The organism is Microbacterium sp. NPDC055502 (assembly GCF_053643635.1).
Genome location: NZ_JBSHKJ010000002.1, coordinates 521,158 through 535,108, shown reverse-complemented (window position 1 = coordinate 535,108; position 13,951 = coordinate 521,158). Strand labels below are relative to the sequence as shown.

General features: G+C 70.0%; 16 protein-coding genes and 1 tRNA gene. 5 read left to right on the top strand and 12 right to left on the bottom strand.

Features of this window, described 5'->3' with window-relative positions; translation table 11 throughout:
* Positions 1–45 precede the first annotated feature (45 nt).
* Positions 46–648: a TetR/AcrR family transcriptional regulator gene (locus ACWH95_RS13600; protein ID WP_136032319.1), complete on the top strand. Its 603-nt coding sequence runs from the start codon at positions 46–48 to the stop codon at positions 646–648.
* Here ACWH95_RS13600 and ACWH95_RS13595 read toward each other — a convergent pair.
* From ACWH95_RS13595 to pdhA, 3 genes are read right to left on the bottom strand one after another with little or no spacing between them, the layout of a single operon-like run.
* Entirely contained in the window at positions 641–2,011 is a 1,371-nt protein-coding gene (locus ACWH95_RS13595; protein WP_454120818.1) for a dihydrolipoamide acetyltransferase family protein, read from the bottom strand. The genes ACWH95_RS13600 and ACWH95_RS13595 overlap by 8 nt on opposite strands.
* Entirely contained in the window at positions 2,008–3,018 is a 1,011-nt protein-coding gene (locus ACWH95_RS13590) for an alpha-ketoacid dehydrogenase subunit beta (protein ID WP_136032316.1), read from the bottom strand. The genes ACWH95_RS13595 and ACWH95_RS13590 overlap by 4 nt, the downstream gene beginning before the upstream one ends.
* A gap of 1 nt (position 3,019) precedes the next feature.
* Positions 3,020–4,135, bottom strand: coding sequence for a pyruvate dehydrogenase (acetyl-transferring) E1 component subunit alpha (gene pdhA, locus ACWH95_RS13585; protein WP_136032314.1), 1,116 nt, complete (start codon positions 4,133–4,135; stop codon positions 3,020–3,022).
* Between the two features lie 169 nt (positions 4,136–4,304).
* Here pdhA and ACWH95_RS13580 point away from each other — a divergent pair, with 169 nt between their 5' ends.
* Positions 4,305–4,790, top strand: a complete 486-nt coding sequence (locus ACWH95_RS13580) for an Lrp/AsnC family transcriptional regulator (protein WP_136032312.1) — start codon at positions 4,305–4,307, stop codon at positions 4,788–4,790.
* Here the strand turns inward: ACWH95_RS13580 and ACWH95_RS13575 are convergent.
* Positions 4,750–5,649 (bottom strand): alpha/beta fold hydrolase, encoded by a 900-nt coding sequence (locus ACWH95_RS13575; RefSeq protein WP_136032311.1) that lies wholly within the window; start codon positions 5,647–5,649, stop codon positions 4,750–4,752. The genes ACWH95_RS13580 and ACWH95_RS13575 overlap by 41 nt on opposite strands.
* Before the next feature lie 111 nt (positions 5,650–5,760).
* On the opposite strand from ACWH95_RS13575, the gene ACWH95_RS13570 reads away from it, so the two are divergent.
* Both ACWH95_RS13570 and ACWH95_RS13565 read left to right on the top strand, forming a co-directional pair.
* Positions 5,761–6,678: a helix-turn-helix transcriptional regulator gene (locus ACWH95_RS13570; RefSeq protein ID WP_136037365.1), complete on the top strand. Its 918-nt coding sequence runs from the start codon at positions 5,761–5,763 to the stop codon at positions 6,676–6,678.
* 172 nt (positions 6,679–6,850) lie between these two features.
* Complete coding sequence (locus ACWH95_RS13565) at positions 6,851–7,168, top strand: DUF7882 family protein (protein ID WP_136031908.1); 318 nt, start codon at positions 6,851–6,853, stop codon at positions 7,166–7,168.
* 50 nt (positions 7,169–7,218) lie between these two features.
* Here ACWH95_RS13565 and ACWH95_RS13560 read toward each other — a convergent pair whose 3' ends face one another.
* The 4 genes from ACWH95_RS13560 to ACWH95_RS13545 all read right to left on the bottom strand — a co-directional run bounded on the left by ACWH95_RS13560 (position 7,219) and on the right by ACWH95_RS13545 (position 9,584).
* Entirely contained in the window at positions 7,219–7,479 is a 261-nt protein-coding gene (locus ACWH95_RS13560) for a DUF6458 family protein (protein ID WP_136031905.1), read from the bottom strand.
* A gap of 143 nt (positions 7,480–7,622) precedes the next feature.
* Positions 7,623–8,885: a globin domain-containing protein gene (locus tag ACWH95_RS13555; protein WP_454120817.1), complete on the bottom strand. Its 1,263-nt coding sequence runs from the start codon at positions 8,883–8,885 to the stop codon at positions 7,623–7,625.
* Between the two features lie 45 nt (positions 8,886–8,930).
* A tRNA-Ile gene (locus ACWH95_RS13550) sits at positions 8,931–9,004 on the bottom strand.
* A 13-nt stretch (positions 9,005–9,017) separates the two neighbouring features.
* Complete coding sequence (locus tag ACWH95_RS13545; protein ID WP_206251282.1) at positions 9,018–9,584, bottom strand: gamma carbonic anhydrase family protein; 567 nt, start codon at positions 9,582–9,584, stop codon at positions 9,018–9,020.
* 132 nt (positions 9,585–9,716) lie between these two features.
* Here ACWH95_RS13545 and ACWH95_RS13540 point away from each other — a divergent pair, with 132 nt between their 5' ends.
* Positions 9,717–10,202 carry a Dps family protein gene (locus ACWH95_RS13540; RefSeq protein ID WP_136031899.1) on the top strand — a complete coding sequence of 162 codons (486 nt, stop codon included), beginning with the start codon at positions 9,717–9,719 and terminating at the stop codon, positions 10,200–10,202.
* Positions 10,203–10,268: 66 nt separating this feature from the next.
* On the opposite strand, the gene ACWH95_RS13535 is transcribed toward ACWH95_RS13540, so the two are convergent.
* Genes ACWH95_RS13535 through ACWH95_RS13520 form a run of 4 tightly spaced genes read right to left on the bottom strand, consistent with a single transcriptional unit; the run spans position 10,269 to position 13,928 of the window.
* Positions 10,269–11,765, bottom strand: coding sequence for an amidohydrolase (locus ACWH95_RS13535; protein ID WP_454120816.1), 1,497 nt, complete (start codon positions 11,763–11,765; stop codon positions 10,269–10,271).
* Positions 11,762–12,403 (bottom strand): FMN-binding negative transcriptional regulator, encoded by a 642-nt coding sequence (locus ACWH95_RS13530; protein ID WP_454120815.1) that lies wholly within the window; start codon positions 12,401–12,403, stop codon positions 11,762–11,764. The genes ACWH95_RS13535 and ACWH95_RS13530 overlap by 4 nt, the downstream gene beginning before the upstream one ends.
* Positions 12,404–12,442: 39 nt before the next feature.
* Positions 12,443–13,441, bottom strand: coding sequence for an Fpg/Nei family DNA glycosylase (locus ACWH95_RS13525; protein ID WP_454120814.1), 999 nt, complete (start codon positions 13,439–13,441; stop codon positions 12,443–12,445).
* 1 nt (position 13,442) lies between these two features.
* Positions 13,443–13,928, bottom strand: coding sequence for a ribose-5-phosphate isomerase (locus ACWH95_RS13520; protein ID WP_136037371.1), 486 nt, complete (start codon positions 13,926–13,928; stop codon positions 13,443–13,445).
* Positions 13,929–13,951: the final 23 nt, after the last annotated feature.

Below are 13,951 nucleotides of genomic sequence, written 5' to 3'. Positions count from 1 at the left end.
AGTGTTCACTAACCCGATGATTCAGGTTAGCGAGGATTAACTGAGATGACAAGCCCGCTCACCGCCAGGGACCGCGCGAAAGCAGAGCGGTCCGACGCGCTGCTGCACGCGGCCGCCCGGCTGTTCGCCGACCGCGGCTACACCGGCGTGAGCCTCGAGGAGATCGGCGCAGCGGTCGGCGTCTCCGGCCCCGCCGTCTACCGACACTTCGCGGGAAAACAGGCCCTGCTCGGTGCCGTGCTCGTGAAGGTCAGCCACGACCTGGTCGACGGGGGTGACCGCGTGGCGGTATCCGCCGCCGACCCTCAGGAGCGCATGCGCGCGCTCATCCGGTTCCACGTGGACTTCGCGCTCGGCAACGCCGAGGTCATCCAGGTGCAGGACCGCGACGTCGCGCATCTGGCCGACGCCGACCGCGCCGAGGTCCGCCGGCTCCAGCGTGCCTACATCGAGCTCTGGATGGACGCGCTCGCCGCGATCGATCCCCGCGACGACGTCGCCCGCGACGAACTCCGGCTGCGCGTCCAGGCGTGCTTCGGGCTGATCAACTCGACGCCCCACAGCACGCGAGCCGCGACGAGGCGGCACTCCGCCACCGCGACCGTACTGGTCACGATGGCGGAGGCGGCGCTGCGCGCCCTCATCTGAGCAGCATCGCCCTGCCGGGCTCCTCGAGCACGTCGGCCACGGCCTTCAGGAACGCGGCGCCCTCCGCGCCGTCCACAATCCGGTGGTCGAACGAGAGGCTCAGCGTCATCACCTGACGCAGCGCGATCTCTCCGGCGTGTTCCCACGGCTGCCGCCTGACCGCACCGACCGCGAGGATGCCCGACTGACCCGGCGGCAGGATCGGCGTCCCGGCATCCACGCCGAACACTCCGATGTTCGAGATCGAGAACGTGCCGCCGGACAGCTCCGCGGGCGACGTCTTGCCCGCGCGAGCCGTCTCTGCGAGCGCCGCGATGGCATCCGCGAGTTCCACCAGGGTCATCCGCTCCGCATCGCGGATCATCGGCACGATCAGGCCCCGCTCGGTCGCCGCGGCGATCCCGAGGTCGACGTAGCCGTACTGGACGATCTCGCCCGCCTCCTCATCCCACCGCGCGTTCAGGCCCGGCGCCCCGCCGAGGGCAAGGCACACCGCCTTCGCGACGACGGCGAGCGGACCGATCCGGTGGCCACTGAGTGCGCGGTCCTCGCGCAGTCGTGCCAGCAGGTCCATCGTCGCGGTGACGTCGACCGTATGGAACACGGTGACGTGCGGCGCCGTGAACGCGCTCTGCACCATCGCCGCCGCGGTGTGCTTGCGCACTCCCCGGATCGGGATGCGGGTCTCGCGGCCGGGCTGGTGGCCGGTCGGACGAGCGGCGCTCCCCGGCACGGGCGCGGGCGTGCGCGTCGCGTCCGAGCGGGCCGCGAGCCGCTCGGCGTACGCGTCGACATCCTGACGTGTGATCAGCCGGTCGCCGACCTCCGCCGCGACCAGCACCAGGTCGACGCCGAGGCGCTTCGCGTGCGCCCGCACGGGCGGCGTCGAGCGCGGCCGTTCGATCACGGTCTCCACGGACGCCGAGGGCGAGGCGTCGTGGGGAGCCGCCTCCAGGACCGCGGTGTCCGCCGCCGGACTCGCGCCACCGATCCGACGGGCACGCCGCGCGGGCCGGCCCGCCGTCGTGGGAGCAGCACCGTAGCCGACGAGGTTCGGCTGCGTCTTCTCGCTGCCTTCGGCCTCGGCACCCTCGATCGCGGGGGTCGGAGTCTGCGGTTCCTCACCGGCGACGTCGAAGGCGATGAGCGGTGCCCCCACCGCCACGGTCTCGCCCGCCTCGGCATGCAGGCTGGACACGGTGCCCTCGTAGGGCGAGGGCAGTTCCACCACGGCCTTCGCGGTCTCGACCTCGGCGAGGGTCTGGTTCAGCGCCACCTTCTCGCCGGGCGAGACGAGCCACTGCACGACCTCCGCCTCGGTGAGCCCTTCCCCCAGGTCGGGCAGACGGAACTCGGCGATCATGCGTCCGCTCCCGTCAGGCTGTTCGGGCGGTCCATCACGCGATCGACAGCGTCGAGGATGCGGTCGAGGTCGGGCAGATGGTACTTCTCGAGCTTCGCGGGCGGATACGGCACGTCGTGTCCGGTCACGCGCAGCGGCGCGTGCTCGAGGTACTCGAAGCAGCGCTCGGTGATGCTGGCGATGACCTCGGCACCGAGCCCGGCTTCCCTGGAGGCTTCGTGCGCGACCACGACCCGGCCCGTCTTGCGCACCGAGGCGGCGACCGAGTCGTAGTCCACGGGCGAGAGCGAGCGGAGATCGACGACCTCCAACGACAGCCCCTCGTCTTCAGCGGCGTCGGCGGCCTGCAGCGCCGTCGTCACCATCGCACCGTAGGCGATCACTGTCGCGTCCGTGCCCGCACGGACGACACGGGCGAGTCCCATCGGCGGCGCGTCGGCGAGCGGTGCCTCCAGGTCGACCTCGCCCTTGTGGTGGTAGAGGCGCTTGGGCTCGAAGAAGACGACAGGGTCGTCCGAGGCGATCGCCTGGCGCAGGCTGCGGTACGCGTCCTGCGGGTTCGACACCGCGACGACGCGCAGCCCGGCGGTGTGCGCGAAGTAGGCCTCCGGCGACTCGGAGTGGTGCTCCGCGGCTCCGATGCCTCCGGCCCACGGGATGCGGATCGTGAGGGGCATCTTCACCCGGCCCTGAGTCCGATAGTGCAGCTTCGCCACCTGCGACACGATCTGATCGAATGCCGGGTACACGAAGCCGTCGAACTGGATCTCGACCACCGGGCGGTAGCCGCGGAACGCGAGCCCGACCGCCGTGCCGACGATGCCCGACTCGGCGAGCGGGGTGTCGATCACCCGCGCGGCGCCGAACTCGTCGAGCAGTCCGTCGGTGATGCGGAACACCCCTCCGAGCTTGCCGATGTCCTCGCCGAGGAGCACGACCCGGTCGTCGTCCCGCATGGCCTGGCGCAGTCCGGCGCCGAGGGCCTTGCCGAGCGTGAGCTGGGTCATGTCACACCTCGCTCTCGAACGACGCGAGGTACGCGGCGTACTCGTCGCGCTGACGCTCCAGCCCCGTGTGCGGCTCGGCGTACACGCCGTCGAACACGGCCAGCGGCGGACGCGTGACCATTCCGAGACAGGCCGCCCGCATCTCCTTCGCCACCGCGTCAGCCGCCGCCTGCGTGTCCGCCACGTGGTCGTCGTCGAACTCCCCCACACGGCGCAGGTACGCCTCCAGCCGAGCGATCGGATCCCGCCGACGCCAGGCCTCCAGCTCCGCGTCGTCGCGGTACCGGGTGGGGTCGTCCGCGGTGGTGTGCGGGCCCATGCGGTAGGTCACGGCCTCGATGTACGCGGGTCCACGGCCGGAACGCGCATGGTCGAGAGCCCACCGCATCGCCGCCAGGCACGCGAGCACGTCGTTGCCGTCGACCCGCAGGCTGGGGATCCCGAATCCGGGCGCCCGTCCCGCGATCGGGTACTGGGACTGCACGGCGACCGGCTCCGAGATCGCCCAGTGGTTGTTCTGACACACGAACACGACGGGGGCCTGGTACGAGGCGGCGAAGATCATCGCCTCGTTGACGTCACCCTGACTCGTCGCACCGTCACCGAAATAGGTGACCGCCACTTCCGCCGCCTTCTCGTGCTGGATCCCCAGTGCGTAGCCGACGGCGTGGAGCGTCTGCGCGCCGATGATGATCTGCAGCGGCGCGACACCGAGAGCCGCGGGGTCGTACGCCGCCCCCTCCTCCCCGCGCCACATGCGCACGTAATCGCCCGGCTGGGCGCCGCGCGCGTAGATCACGCCGGTCTCACGGTAGCTGGGGAACACGAAGTCGCGGGGGTCGAGAGCTCGGGCGGTGCCGATCTGCGTCGCCTCCTGGCCCTGACACGGCGCCCACAGTCCGAGCTGGCCCTGACGCTGCAGCGCCACGCCCTCCGCGTCGATGCGACGGAGTACGACCATGTCGCGGTGGAGCGCGCGGAGCTGCGCGGCGTCCACGTCCACGACGAACGGGTCGAGGCGCGGGTTCGGGACGCGGGACCCGTCCGGGGCGAGAAGACGCTCCGAGAGTTCCAGATCCTGGGCGGTGTCTGCGATCGGTGTGGCCTGCGGTGACATCGTCGTCCTCCTCGTCCGGCGGCCCTCGTGGGGCTTCGCGCAACGGTGCCGGCGTCATCACCGGCATGGTCTGAGGGTACGTCTGCTCAACACCTCGCTCAAGCAATCGTCCACCACCTGAGCATGTTGCTCATTTTTCGCCAGTTCGGGCCTGCTAGGGTTTGGCACTATGCCTGGACTGGACCGAATCGATCTCGAGCTGCTCGCGTCGCTCGCCGACGATCCGCGGATCACGATCGTCGCGCTCGCGGAGAAGATGGGGCTGTCACGCAACACGATCCAGGCGCGGATGGCCCGCCTGGATCAGACCGGCGTCTTCCTCTCCTACGAGCGCGCCTTCTCCCCCGACGTCCTGGGCTTCCCGCTGCAGGCCTTCGTCAGCATCGGCGTACGCCAGACCGAGCTTCCCCGCATCATCACCGAACTCGCCCGCATCCCCGAGGTCGTGCAGGCGCACGGACTCAGCGGATCGATCGACCTCCTCGCCCGCGTCGCGTGCCGTGACGCCAGGCACCTGTTCGACACCGACGCGCGCATCCTGTCGATCGACGGGGTCGAGCGCACCGAGACCTCCCTGGCCATGGGCGAGGTGATCCCGTTCCGGGTGGCGGGGCTCATCGGCCTCGCGCGACGGGAATCCTCAGGAAGCGCCTGATCGCCCCGGCTGCTTCGACCGGGGTCTCGTAGTGGATCAGATGACCGACGTGGGCGATCTCGACGAGTTCCGCGTCGGCAAACAGGGTCGCCAGCCGCCGCTCCGCCTCGATGGGCGTGATGTCGTCGCGCTGCGCCGCGACCAGCAGCGTCGGCACGTCGATGCGCGGCGCGAACTCGCGCACGTCGTGCGACACGCTCGCGACGAACGCATCGTGCAGCACGTCGCGGTCGGAGAACCGGGAGAAGTAGGTGTCGTGCTGATCGTGGATGAAGCGGCGCAGCCCCGGGTCGCGGGTCTTCGCCATCGTGATGCTCATCACGCGCACGATGACCCGGTTTCGCAGCACCGCGGTACCGAGCCGGTCGGGCAGCTTCGCGCCGAGGGCGTAGTAGAGCACCGCCAGCCGGGTCATCAGCCCCTTCGGCCCCTCCAGTGCCGGCGCGCCGATGGGGTTGAGGAGGATCAGGCGCGGCGTCGCGAGACCTCCCGCGACGGCGGCCGCCGCGACGATGGAGCCGAAGGAGTGGCCGAGGATCACCGCTCCCGGGGCGGTGGCTGCGACGAAGTCCGTCAACCACGCGGCGTACTCGTCGAGGTCGTGGCGCCGTCCGGGGAGCGGCGCGGTCTCCCCGAAGCCCGGGAGATCCGGGACCAGAACCCGCACCTCCGGAAGGTACGCGAGCACCGGCTCGAGGCCGTGGTGCTCGCCGCGGAACCCGTGCACGGCGACGATGGTCGTGTCGGCGTCGCGCGGACCGTACTCCCAGTACGCCGTGACACCGCCGCGGACGGCGACCTCGTGGCGCTCCACGGGGAGGGTGCTCAGGCGGTCCGCGTAGGGGGAAGGCACGGTCATACCCCGAGTCTACGAGCGACCGACGCCACCCTCTGCCTCGGTGTCAGCATGATGGGTTATCGTCCCAAGTGGCCTTCCTCTTCGGGTCGGTCACGCAACGAGGAGCCGAAGGTGCAGTTCACATCCAGGGATGTCGCGCAGGTGGAGCCCACCTGGAAGCAGTTCGTGCCGTCCGCCACGCTTGAGGACGTCGACCCCCATCGCTTCCGCTTCGATTGGCGTTCGATGGAGCTCGGGGCCACCACGGTCCTCCGTTACGACCTCGCCGCACAGGTGCACGCCAGAACGCAGCCGGACGATCAACTGCTGGTGTGCCGTGTCGACTCTCCGGACGCGCAGGTGTGGTCGCATCGCCAACCGCTCGACGCGGGTGTGCCGTGGCTCACCGACGGCACCCAGGTGGACGCGACGTGGGAGCACGGAGCCCGCGTGCGCGCCCTCGTTTTCGATCGGTCGGCCGCCCAGGCCACGATGCGTCAGGTGACGGGAGACGACCGGGTGGAGCTCAAAGCCACCGGGCTCTCGCCCCATTCCCGCGCCGACGCCGACCGGTGGGGGGCGATGTTCACCTACCTCGAGAGCACGCTCGTCGAAGGCGAGCCCGTCGACCCGCTGGTCGGGAAGGAGTTCGAGCGCCACGCGCTGATGCTCACGATGACGAGCTTCTCGACGACGTTCAGCGATGCGTTGCGGCGTCCGAGCCAGCGGTCGGGCGCCCCTGCGTCGGTGCGGCGCGCCCTCGCGTACATCGACGACAACGCCCATCTCCCGATCACGATCGATGACGTGGCAGCCGCCGCGTACATGTCCACGCGGGGACTTCAGTACGCCTTCCGTCGGGCGCTCGACATCACCCCCACCGAGGCACTGCGTCGGGCCCGCCTCGACGGAGCCCATAGAGACCTGCTGGCCCGCAACGGGGCCTCCGTGGCGACGATCGCGCGGCGGTGGGGGTTCAGCAACTCCTCGCGCTTCGCCGCGGCCTATCGTGAGGCGTACTCCATGCCGCCGACGTTGCCCCGGACCTGACACCGCGCGCACACTTGTTTCGTGCGTGACGGCGAGTTGCGCGCCCTCTCGGGCTCTATCGGCTGAGCCGATTAGAGTCCGAAGTATCCGGATCACCCCGTCCGGCCCCCAGCATGTTTCGAGGAGCCCCCATGAACACCGCAGTCCTCTGCAGCACCAAGGTCGGTTGACGATGGGAAGCCTCTACTACGGAGACACTCAGACCCCGATCCAGATCGACGACAGGGCGCTCGCCCACCTCAAGGTCGTCATCGCCACCAAGCTTCGTCGCAATGAGAGCTTCACGCTCTCCTGGCGGCACCCCGAGGGCGACGCACCCGGCCGTTCCACGCTGTGGCTGCATCCCTCCATCCCGCTGCGCTTCGTGTTCGACGCTCCCGAGCCGCCGGAACTGAGTCGACGGTGGATCGAGGAGCTCGCCCATTCGGCGAACTCGAGCGGCGGCATCACCCTCGTCGAGGAGCATCTCGAGGGCGCCGACCTCAGCTGACACGCAGACGGCTCGCGGGGCCCAGGGTCCCCGCGAGCCGTCCGTGTCGCTCAGAGTCCGTCGTCGGAACTCGAGCTCACCGACCGTCGGGTGGTGGGTTCCCCCGTGGCGGGATCGACATACGTGCGCGAGACGGTCTCGGTCCGACGGCGACGTGCCAGGAGCACGATGCCGATCAAGAAGACGACGACTCCGGCTCCCATGAGGATGTATCCGACCATGTCGAGATTCACCCAGGTCACCTCGACGTTCACCGCGAAGACGAGGATCGCCCCGATCACGAAGAGCACGATTCCAGTGCCGATGCTCATGTTGCCTCCCGTTCAGCGGCGGACGCCGCACAGAAAGAGGCTGGCGCGTCCGGACGGCCGACAGGAGGGGCTTGACACGGCCCTCTCCTGTCGTTCTGGTCTCCGGAGGCCCCGGTGAACCGGCGTCCTCGACCGCTCGCTGCTCACGCCGCCGACGCGTCCGCTGGATGGCGCATCCAGGTGTCGGGGCCGAACACCTCGTAGTCGATCCGCTCCGCGGGCACGCCGCGCCCGAGCAGTGACGCGCGCATGTCGCGCATGAAGCCGAGGGGTCCGCACAGGAGCACCCGCGCCCCGGCGGGAAGCTCGACATCCGTCAGGTCCATCCGCCCGGCGCGCACGCCGTCGAGGACAGGAGCGTCCGTCGGGGCCGACGAGTACCAGCGCACCGCCGTCGCGTCCTCCAGGCCGCTGAGGTACTCCTGCACGGGGCCGACGAGCGCGTGCGACGACGGTGTGCGATCGGCATGGAAGAGCCGCACAGTGCGCTCGGGCTGCGTGCGTCGAACGCCGTCCAGCATCGCCGCGACCGGGGTGATGCCGATCCCTGCCGAGACCAGCACCAGCGGGTCGTGCGACTCATCGAGGACGACGTCACCGGCGGGCTGTGAGACGTCGAGGATCGTGCCGGGCATCGCGTTGTCGTGCAGCCACGTGGACACCTGGCCGTCGGGCGCACCATCGATCCCGCGCACCCGTTTCACGGTCACCCGCAGTGCTCCGCCCCCGGGCGCAGACGACAGCGTGTACTGACGCGGCTGCCGTGAGCCGTCCGGCAGATCCACGGCGACGGCCACGTACTGCCCCGCGCGGTGATCGGCGACCGCACCGTCGAGGGGTTCGAGCACGAGGGTGACCACGTCGTCGGTGTCCGCGATCCGCTCGACCACGCGGTGCTTGCGCCACGGGTGTTCGGGGTCGGTGCCGGCCAACGCATACAGTCGAGCCTCTTCCGCGATGAGTGAGCACCCGAACAGCCAGTACACCTCGTCCCAGGCAGCACGGACCTCCGGGGTCACCGCGTCGCCCAGCACGATCCCCATGGCGTCGAGCAGATGGTGTCCCACGATCGTGTACTGACGCGCGCGGATCCCGAGCGAGACGTGCTTGTGAGCGATGCGCCGCATCACGGGCGTGAAATCCGGCGCCTCGGGATCGATCAGGGACACGGCAAATGCGACGACCGAGGCGGCGAGGGCCCTCGGCTGCTCACCGTGCGCCTGGTGCGCCCGGTTGAAGACCCGGAGAAGCTCGGGGTGCGCCGCGAACATCCGCGGATAGAACAGTCGAGTGATCTCCTCGGCGTGCTCGGCGACCACACCGGCGGTGGCGCGAACGACGGTCTCGGATTCTGGTGAGAGCTGCATGACTTCCCTTCGGAGTGCGGATGCTCTCAGCCTCCTCATCCGGTGCGCCCCATGGCGGCATGGATCCCGTGCAAATCCGAGTCGTAGGGCGGGCGGGACTTGAACCCGCGATCGTTGGGTTATGAGCCCACTGCCTTAACCAGCTTGGCCACCGCCCCCTGCCCTCCGAGACTACCGCCCGTCCGAACCGCTCTCCTCCCCGGACGCGTCGGCGTGCGCCGCACCACGATGGGTCTCGACGTGTGAGCGATAGATCCGAGCGTTCTCCCGTAACCCGGCACGCTCCTCGTCGCTCAGCGCGCGACGAACGCGGGCCGGGACGCCTGCCACCAGCGAGCCGTCCGGCACCTCCGCGTCGCCGAGTACGAGCGCGCCGCCGGCGATGAGGCACTCCGAGCCGATACGGGCGCCTGACAGCACCACGGCTCCCATTCCGATGAGCGAACCGTCGCCGATCCGACAGCCGTGCACGACGGCGTTGTGCCCGATCGAGACATCGTCTCCGATCTCGACCGGGTGTCCGCTGTCGACATGGATCGACACGTTGTCCTGTGCGTTGCTGCCGGCGCCCATCGTGATCGCAGCGGAGTCCGCTCGGAGGACCGCGTTGTACCAGACGCTGGACCCTTCCCCGATGGTCACCTCCCCGATCACCCTGGCGCCCGCGGCGAGGAACACCGAGTCGTCGAGATCGGGAGTGCGGCCTGGCAGAGACAGGATGGTCGCGTCGTCGCTCATGCAGCGACTCTAGCCGTCGCCCGTCCCGCGCCGATTCGCGGCGGTAAGCGATGCCTCATCTTGCTTGCGGAACATTTTCAGCTGAGTAGCGTTGTTCCCATCAGACACGAGAATCTCCCGGAGGAGCACAAGATGAGCAAGGCACAGACCGTTTCCCCCACCGCCATCGACCCCACCGTCGCCGCCGGCGCCGCGCAGTTCCTCTCCCCCGTCGTCCTCGGCCTTCAGGCCCTGACCATCAACGGCAAGCAGGCGCACTGGCACGTGCGCGGGGCGAACTTCGTCGGCGTCCACGAACTCCTCGACACCATCGTCGCCCACGCCGGCGACTTCGCCGACACCGCCGCCGAGCGGATCGTCGCCCTCGGACTCCCGATCGACGCGCGCGTCTCGGCCGTCGCAGAGAAGGCCGGTTCGACGTCGGTCGCCGCCGGCTTCGCGCAGTCGGATGAACTCATCCGCGCGGTCATCGCCGATATCGACGCCATCCTCGTCGACGTCAAGGCGGCCGTCGAGGGCCTCGACGAGGTCGACCTGACCAGCCAGGACGTCGCGATCGAGATCCAGCGCGGACTGGAGAAGGACCGCTGGTTCCTCGTGTCGCACATCGCGGCCTGACCAGTCAGCACCTTCGGAGAGGGCGGCCCCGGGATTCCGGGGCCGCCCTCTCCGCGTGCGCGAGGCTCAGCCGACGTGGGTCACGCGGCCCGCGAGAAGGGTGGCGGCCACGGGCATCGCGCGCAACGCGGCGGCATCTGCGGTGCGCGGATCCGCGGACGTGAGCGCGATATCGGCGATCTCCCCGGGGCGGAGCGTGGAGCGCACGCTGGCGCTCAACGCCTGGTCGACCGTGAGGCGTTCCTCCGGGTGCCACGATTCCCGCTCATCATCCGTGCGCCAGACCGCCGCCGACAGAGCCTGCCACGGGTCGAGGGGCGCCACCGGGGCGTCGGAACCGAACCGCACCTCGGCACCGGCGGCGAACAGAGACGACAGCGGGTAACCGAGAGAGGTCTGCCCTGCCCAGTGGTGCTCGACGAAGTCACGGTCGTCGACGGCGTGCTGCGGCTGCACGCTGGCGATCACACCGAGGCGCGCGAACCGCGCCAGGTCGGCATGACGCACGAGCTGGGCGTGCTCCAGAGAACCGGTCGCCCCGGTGACCAGGAAGGCGTCGAGGGCGGACGTGACAGCGCGGTCGCCGATGGCGTGCACGGCCGCCGTGATGCCCGCGCCGGTCGCGGTGGTCAGCAGGGCGACGAGCTCATCGCCCGGTACCGTCAGGACCCCGTAGTTGCCGGGGTCGTCCGGATAGGCATGAGAGCACGCGGCGGTGCGGGTTCCCAGCGACCCGTCCGTGATGATCTTGAGCGAGCCGACACGGATCAGACCGCGCGCCTCGGCGGGAGTGTCCGGTTCCTCGTGCGGCTCGCCGCTACGCAGCCCTTCGGTCACGGCACGATCGAGGTCTGCGGGATAGAACGCGAACTCCACGCGGTGCGAGGCGAAGCCCGCACGGACGCGGCGCGGCCAGGCAGCGGCGTTCCACGCCATGTCGAAATCGACCAGTCCGGTGACGCCTCGCGCCGCTGCGGCCTCACCGGCGCGGAGCACGGCCTCGTCGCTGTGCGCCGGGTCGACCGCGTTGAGGCGGCGCGAGATCTCGAAGGCGTCCTCCTCGCGCAGGACCCCGTCGTCAGCACGGAAGCCTTCGCGGGCGAGAGCAGCGGTGTTCAGCCACACGCTGTGCACGTCGGCGTTGATGAGGTAGGTGGGCGCCGCTCCCGTCGTCGCGTCCAGCAGCTCCAGGCTCGGCCGATCCGGCCACAGGGCGTCGCGGAATCCCGTACCGACGCGGCGTCCGTCGGGGAGCGTCGGCGCCTCACCCATCCGCAGCGCGGCTTCCGCCGCCGAGGTCGTGTCATGCAACGGGACCCGCTCCGCCGCCAGCGCCCACTGGACCGTGTGCACGTGGTTGTCCCACAAGCCGGGGACCGCCCAGAGACCATCGGCGTCGAGCACCTGTCCACGCGGTCGCAGGGCGCCGGTCGGCGCGATGTCGACGATGACGCCGCCGTCGAGGTGAAGGTCCACCGGCTCGTCGTCGATGAGGAACTCCCGGCCGGGACCGGCCAGACGAACGGCCCGCACCGTCCCGACGGTGTCGTTCCGCGCCGTCATGCCCGGTTCCCCTCGCGCGCCACCTGAGCGCGCCGCATCTCCGCCGCCAGAGGACGGTTGGTGTGCGGGCCTTCGCTCTCGAGTGCCGCGATCACCGACTCGATCGTCTCGACGGGCTTGTTCTGGCTGAGCTTGCGCTTTGCGACGACGCGCGCGGGGGTGAGGCGGAATCCCACTGTCCCTGCGGCGAGCCGTTCCACGAACGCGGCGTCGTTGGGACGCTGCCACATCAGCCGCGGCTCGGGCATGCCGTTCTCGAACCGCTCCACGAGGCGGTCGAGCACCCGCAGATTCTCGTCCGGTGTCAGGATCTCGGGTGTGCCCGCCAGGTGCACGGCGGTGTAGTTCCATGTGGGCACCGCGGGGACATCGCCGTACCAGCCGGGCGACACGTAGCCGTGCGGGCCCTGGAAGACCACCAGCAGTTCCCGCTCCCCCAGCCCGTGGATGAGGTCGTCGGGACGCCCAACGTGCGCCACGATCGTCAGGTCGTCGCGGTCGTCGTCGAGCAGCACGGCATAGTGCGAGGCGACGAGCCCGTCGTCGGTCGAACTCACGATGGTGGCCCAGGGGTTGGCCTCGATCACGCGCCGGATCTCGGTCACGTCGGCGAGCGTGAAGCTCGGATTCTGTCGCATGGATTCAGCCTAGGGGCGCCCGCACACGCCAGCGCGGACTCACGCCTGGCAGCGGGGGCACCAGTAGAGCTTGCGCGCGCCGATCTCCTCGAGCGCGATCTCGGTGCCGCAGACCCGGCACGGGAGTCCGGCGCGGTGGTACACCCAATGCCGGTCGTCGCGGCTCGCCATCGCAGCACGGTACTCGTCGGGCGACAGGTCGTCCATCGTCATCATCTGACCCGTCTCGACACCGATCGCCAGCAGGCGCACCCAGTCGTGCCAGAGGGCGCGCACCACATCCTCCGGCACGTCTCGTCCGGGCGTGTGCGGATTGAGCCGCTGCCGGTAGAGCATCTCCGCGCGATACACATTGCCGATGCCGCTCACCACCGCCTGGTCCATCAGCAGCAGCGCGATGGGCGTCGACTTCTTGCGCACCGCGCGGACGAAGCGCTCCTCGTTCTCGGCCGGATCACCGACGAGCGGATCCGGACCGAGCTTGGCGACCGTCGCGAGCATCTCCTCGGGCGTCTGCAGAACGCACGCCGTAGGGCCGCGCAGGTCGGCGGCCGTGATGTCGGTCATGAGCCGCAGACGCACCTGCCCCACCACGGGCGGCGGCCATTCCACCCCCTCGTCCGCGAGACCCTTCGTCTGCTCGGACATGCGCACGTGCACCCGCGTGCGTCGCGGGGCGCCGATCGAGGCGAGAGAGTTCTCTCCGGCGTCGTCCAGGATCGGGTCCTCCAGCACGGTGCCTCGCTGGTTCGTCTGACCCATACGTCCATTCGCAGACGCGATCGTGGGGTCGACGAGGATCTCGCCAGCGAAGTCCCAGGCACCGTAGAGCCCCAGGTGCACGCGAAGCCACAGGTCGCCCTCGGTCTCCAGGAACATCTGCTTGCCGACCGCCTGCACGCTCGTCGCCGTGCGCCCGTCGAGGATCGCCGCTTCCTCGGCGAAGCGTCCCTGGGGGCTGGAGGCGCGGAGCACCTTGCCGACGAAGTTGCGGTCGAACTGCCGGGCGATGCGGTGGACGGAGTGACCCTCGGGCATGTCAGCCCCGCGGATCCGGGAGCAGCGAGCCGTCGCGCTCGAAGTCGGCGATCTGTCCGATGCGGCGCACATGACGCTCGTCGCCCGAGAACGGGGTCGAGATGAACCGGTCGATGAAGGAGGTCACCTCGTCGTACGTGTGCTGCCGCGCGCCGATGGAGATCACGTTGGCGTCGTTGTGCTCCCGTGCGAGCTCGGCCGTGGAGAGGTTCCACACCAGGGCCGCGCGGACACCGCGCACCTTGTTCGCCGCGATCTGCTCGCCGTTGCCGGATCCGCCGAACACGACACCCAGCGCCTCGACGCCCGCCTCCTGATCGGCGACCACCGCCTGAGCAGCCCGGATGCAGAACGCCGGGTAGTCGTCGAGCGCGTCGTACTCCACCGGACCGTGGTCGACGACCTCGTGCCCCGCCGCCCGCAGGTGCTCCTGCAGCTGCGTGGAGAAATCGAGTCCAGCGTGATCGGTGGCGATGTGGATGCGCATGGCTTCCATCCTAGAAGCCGCCG

Coding starts and splice junctions, on each gene's coding strand:
- ACWH95_RS13600 (WP_136032319.1), top strand. CDS start 46: ATGACAAGCCCGCTCACCGCCAGGGACCGCGCGAAAGCAGAGCGGTCC.
- ACWH95_RS13595 (WP_454120818.1), bottom strand. CDS start 2,011: ATGATCGCCGAGTTCCGTCTGCCCGACCTGGGGGAAGGGCTCACCGAG.
- ACWH95_RS13590 (WP_136032316.1), bottom strand. CDS start 3,018: ATGACCCAGCTCACGCTCGGCAAGGCCCTCGGCGCCGGACTGCGCCAG.
- pdhA (WP_136032314.1), bottom strand. CDS start 4,135: ATGTCACCGCAGGCCACACCGATCGCAGACACCGCCCAGGATCTGGAA.
- ACWH95_RS13580 (WP_136032312.1), top strand. CDS start 4,305: ATGCCTGGACTGGACCGAATCGATCTCGAGCTGCTCGCGTCGCTCGCC.
- ACWH95_RS13575 (WP_136032311.1), bottom strand. CDS start 5,649: ATGACCGTGCCTTCCCCCTACGCGGACCGCCTGAGCACCCTCCCCGTG.
- ACWH95_RS13565 (WP_136031908.1), top strand. CDS start 6,851: ATGGGAAGCCTCTACTACGGAGACACTCAGACCCCGATCCAGATCGAC.
- ACWH95_RS13560 (WP_136031905.1), bottom strand. CDS start 7,479: ATGAGCATCGGCACTGGAATCGTGCTCTTCGTGATCGGGGCGATCCTC.
- ACWH95_RS13555 (WP_454120817.1), bottom strand. CDS start 8,885: ATGAGGAGGCTGAGAGCATCCGCACTCCGAAGGGAAGTCATGCAGCTC.
- ACWH95_RS13545 (WP_206251282.1), bottom strand. CDS start 9,584: ATGAGCGACGACGCGACCATCCTGTCTCTGCCAGGCCGCACTCCCGAT.
- ACWH95_RS13540 (WP_136031899.1), top strand. CDS start 9,717: ATGAGCAAGGCACAGACCGTTTCCCCCACCGCCATCGACCCCACCGTC.
- ACWH95_RS13535 (WP_454120816.1), bottom strand. CDS start 11,765: ATGACGGCGCGGAACGACACCGTCGGGACGGTGCGGGCCGTTCGTCTG.
- ACWH95_RS13530 (WP_454120815.1), bottom strand. CDS start 12,403: ATGCGACAGAATCCGAGCTTCACGCTCGCCGACGTGACCGAGATCCGG.
- ACWH95_RS13525 (WP_454120814.1), bottom strand. CDS start 13,441: ATGCCCGAGGGTCACTCCGTCCACCGCATCGCCCGGCAGTTCGACCGC.
- ACWH95_RS13520 (WP_136037371.1), bottom strand. CDS start 13,928: ATGCGCATCCACATCGCCACCGATCACGCTGGACTCGATTTCTCCACG.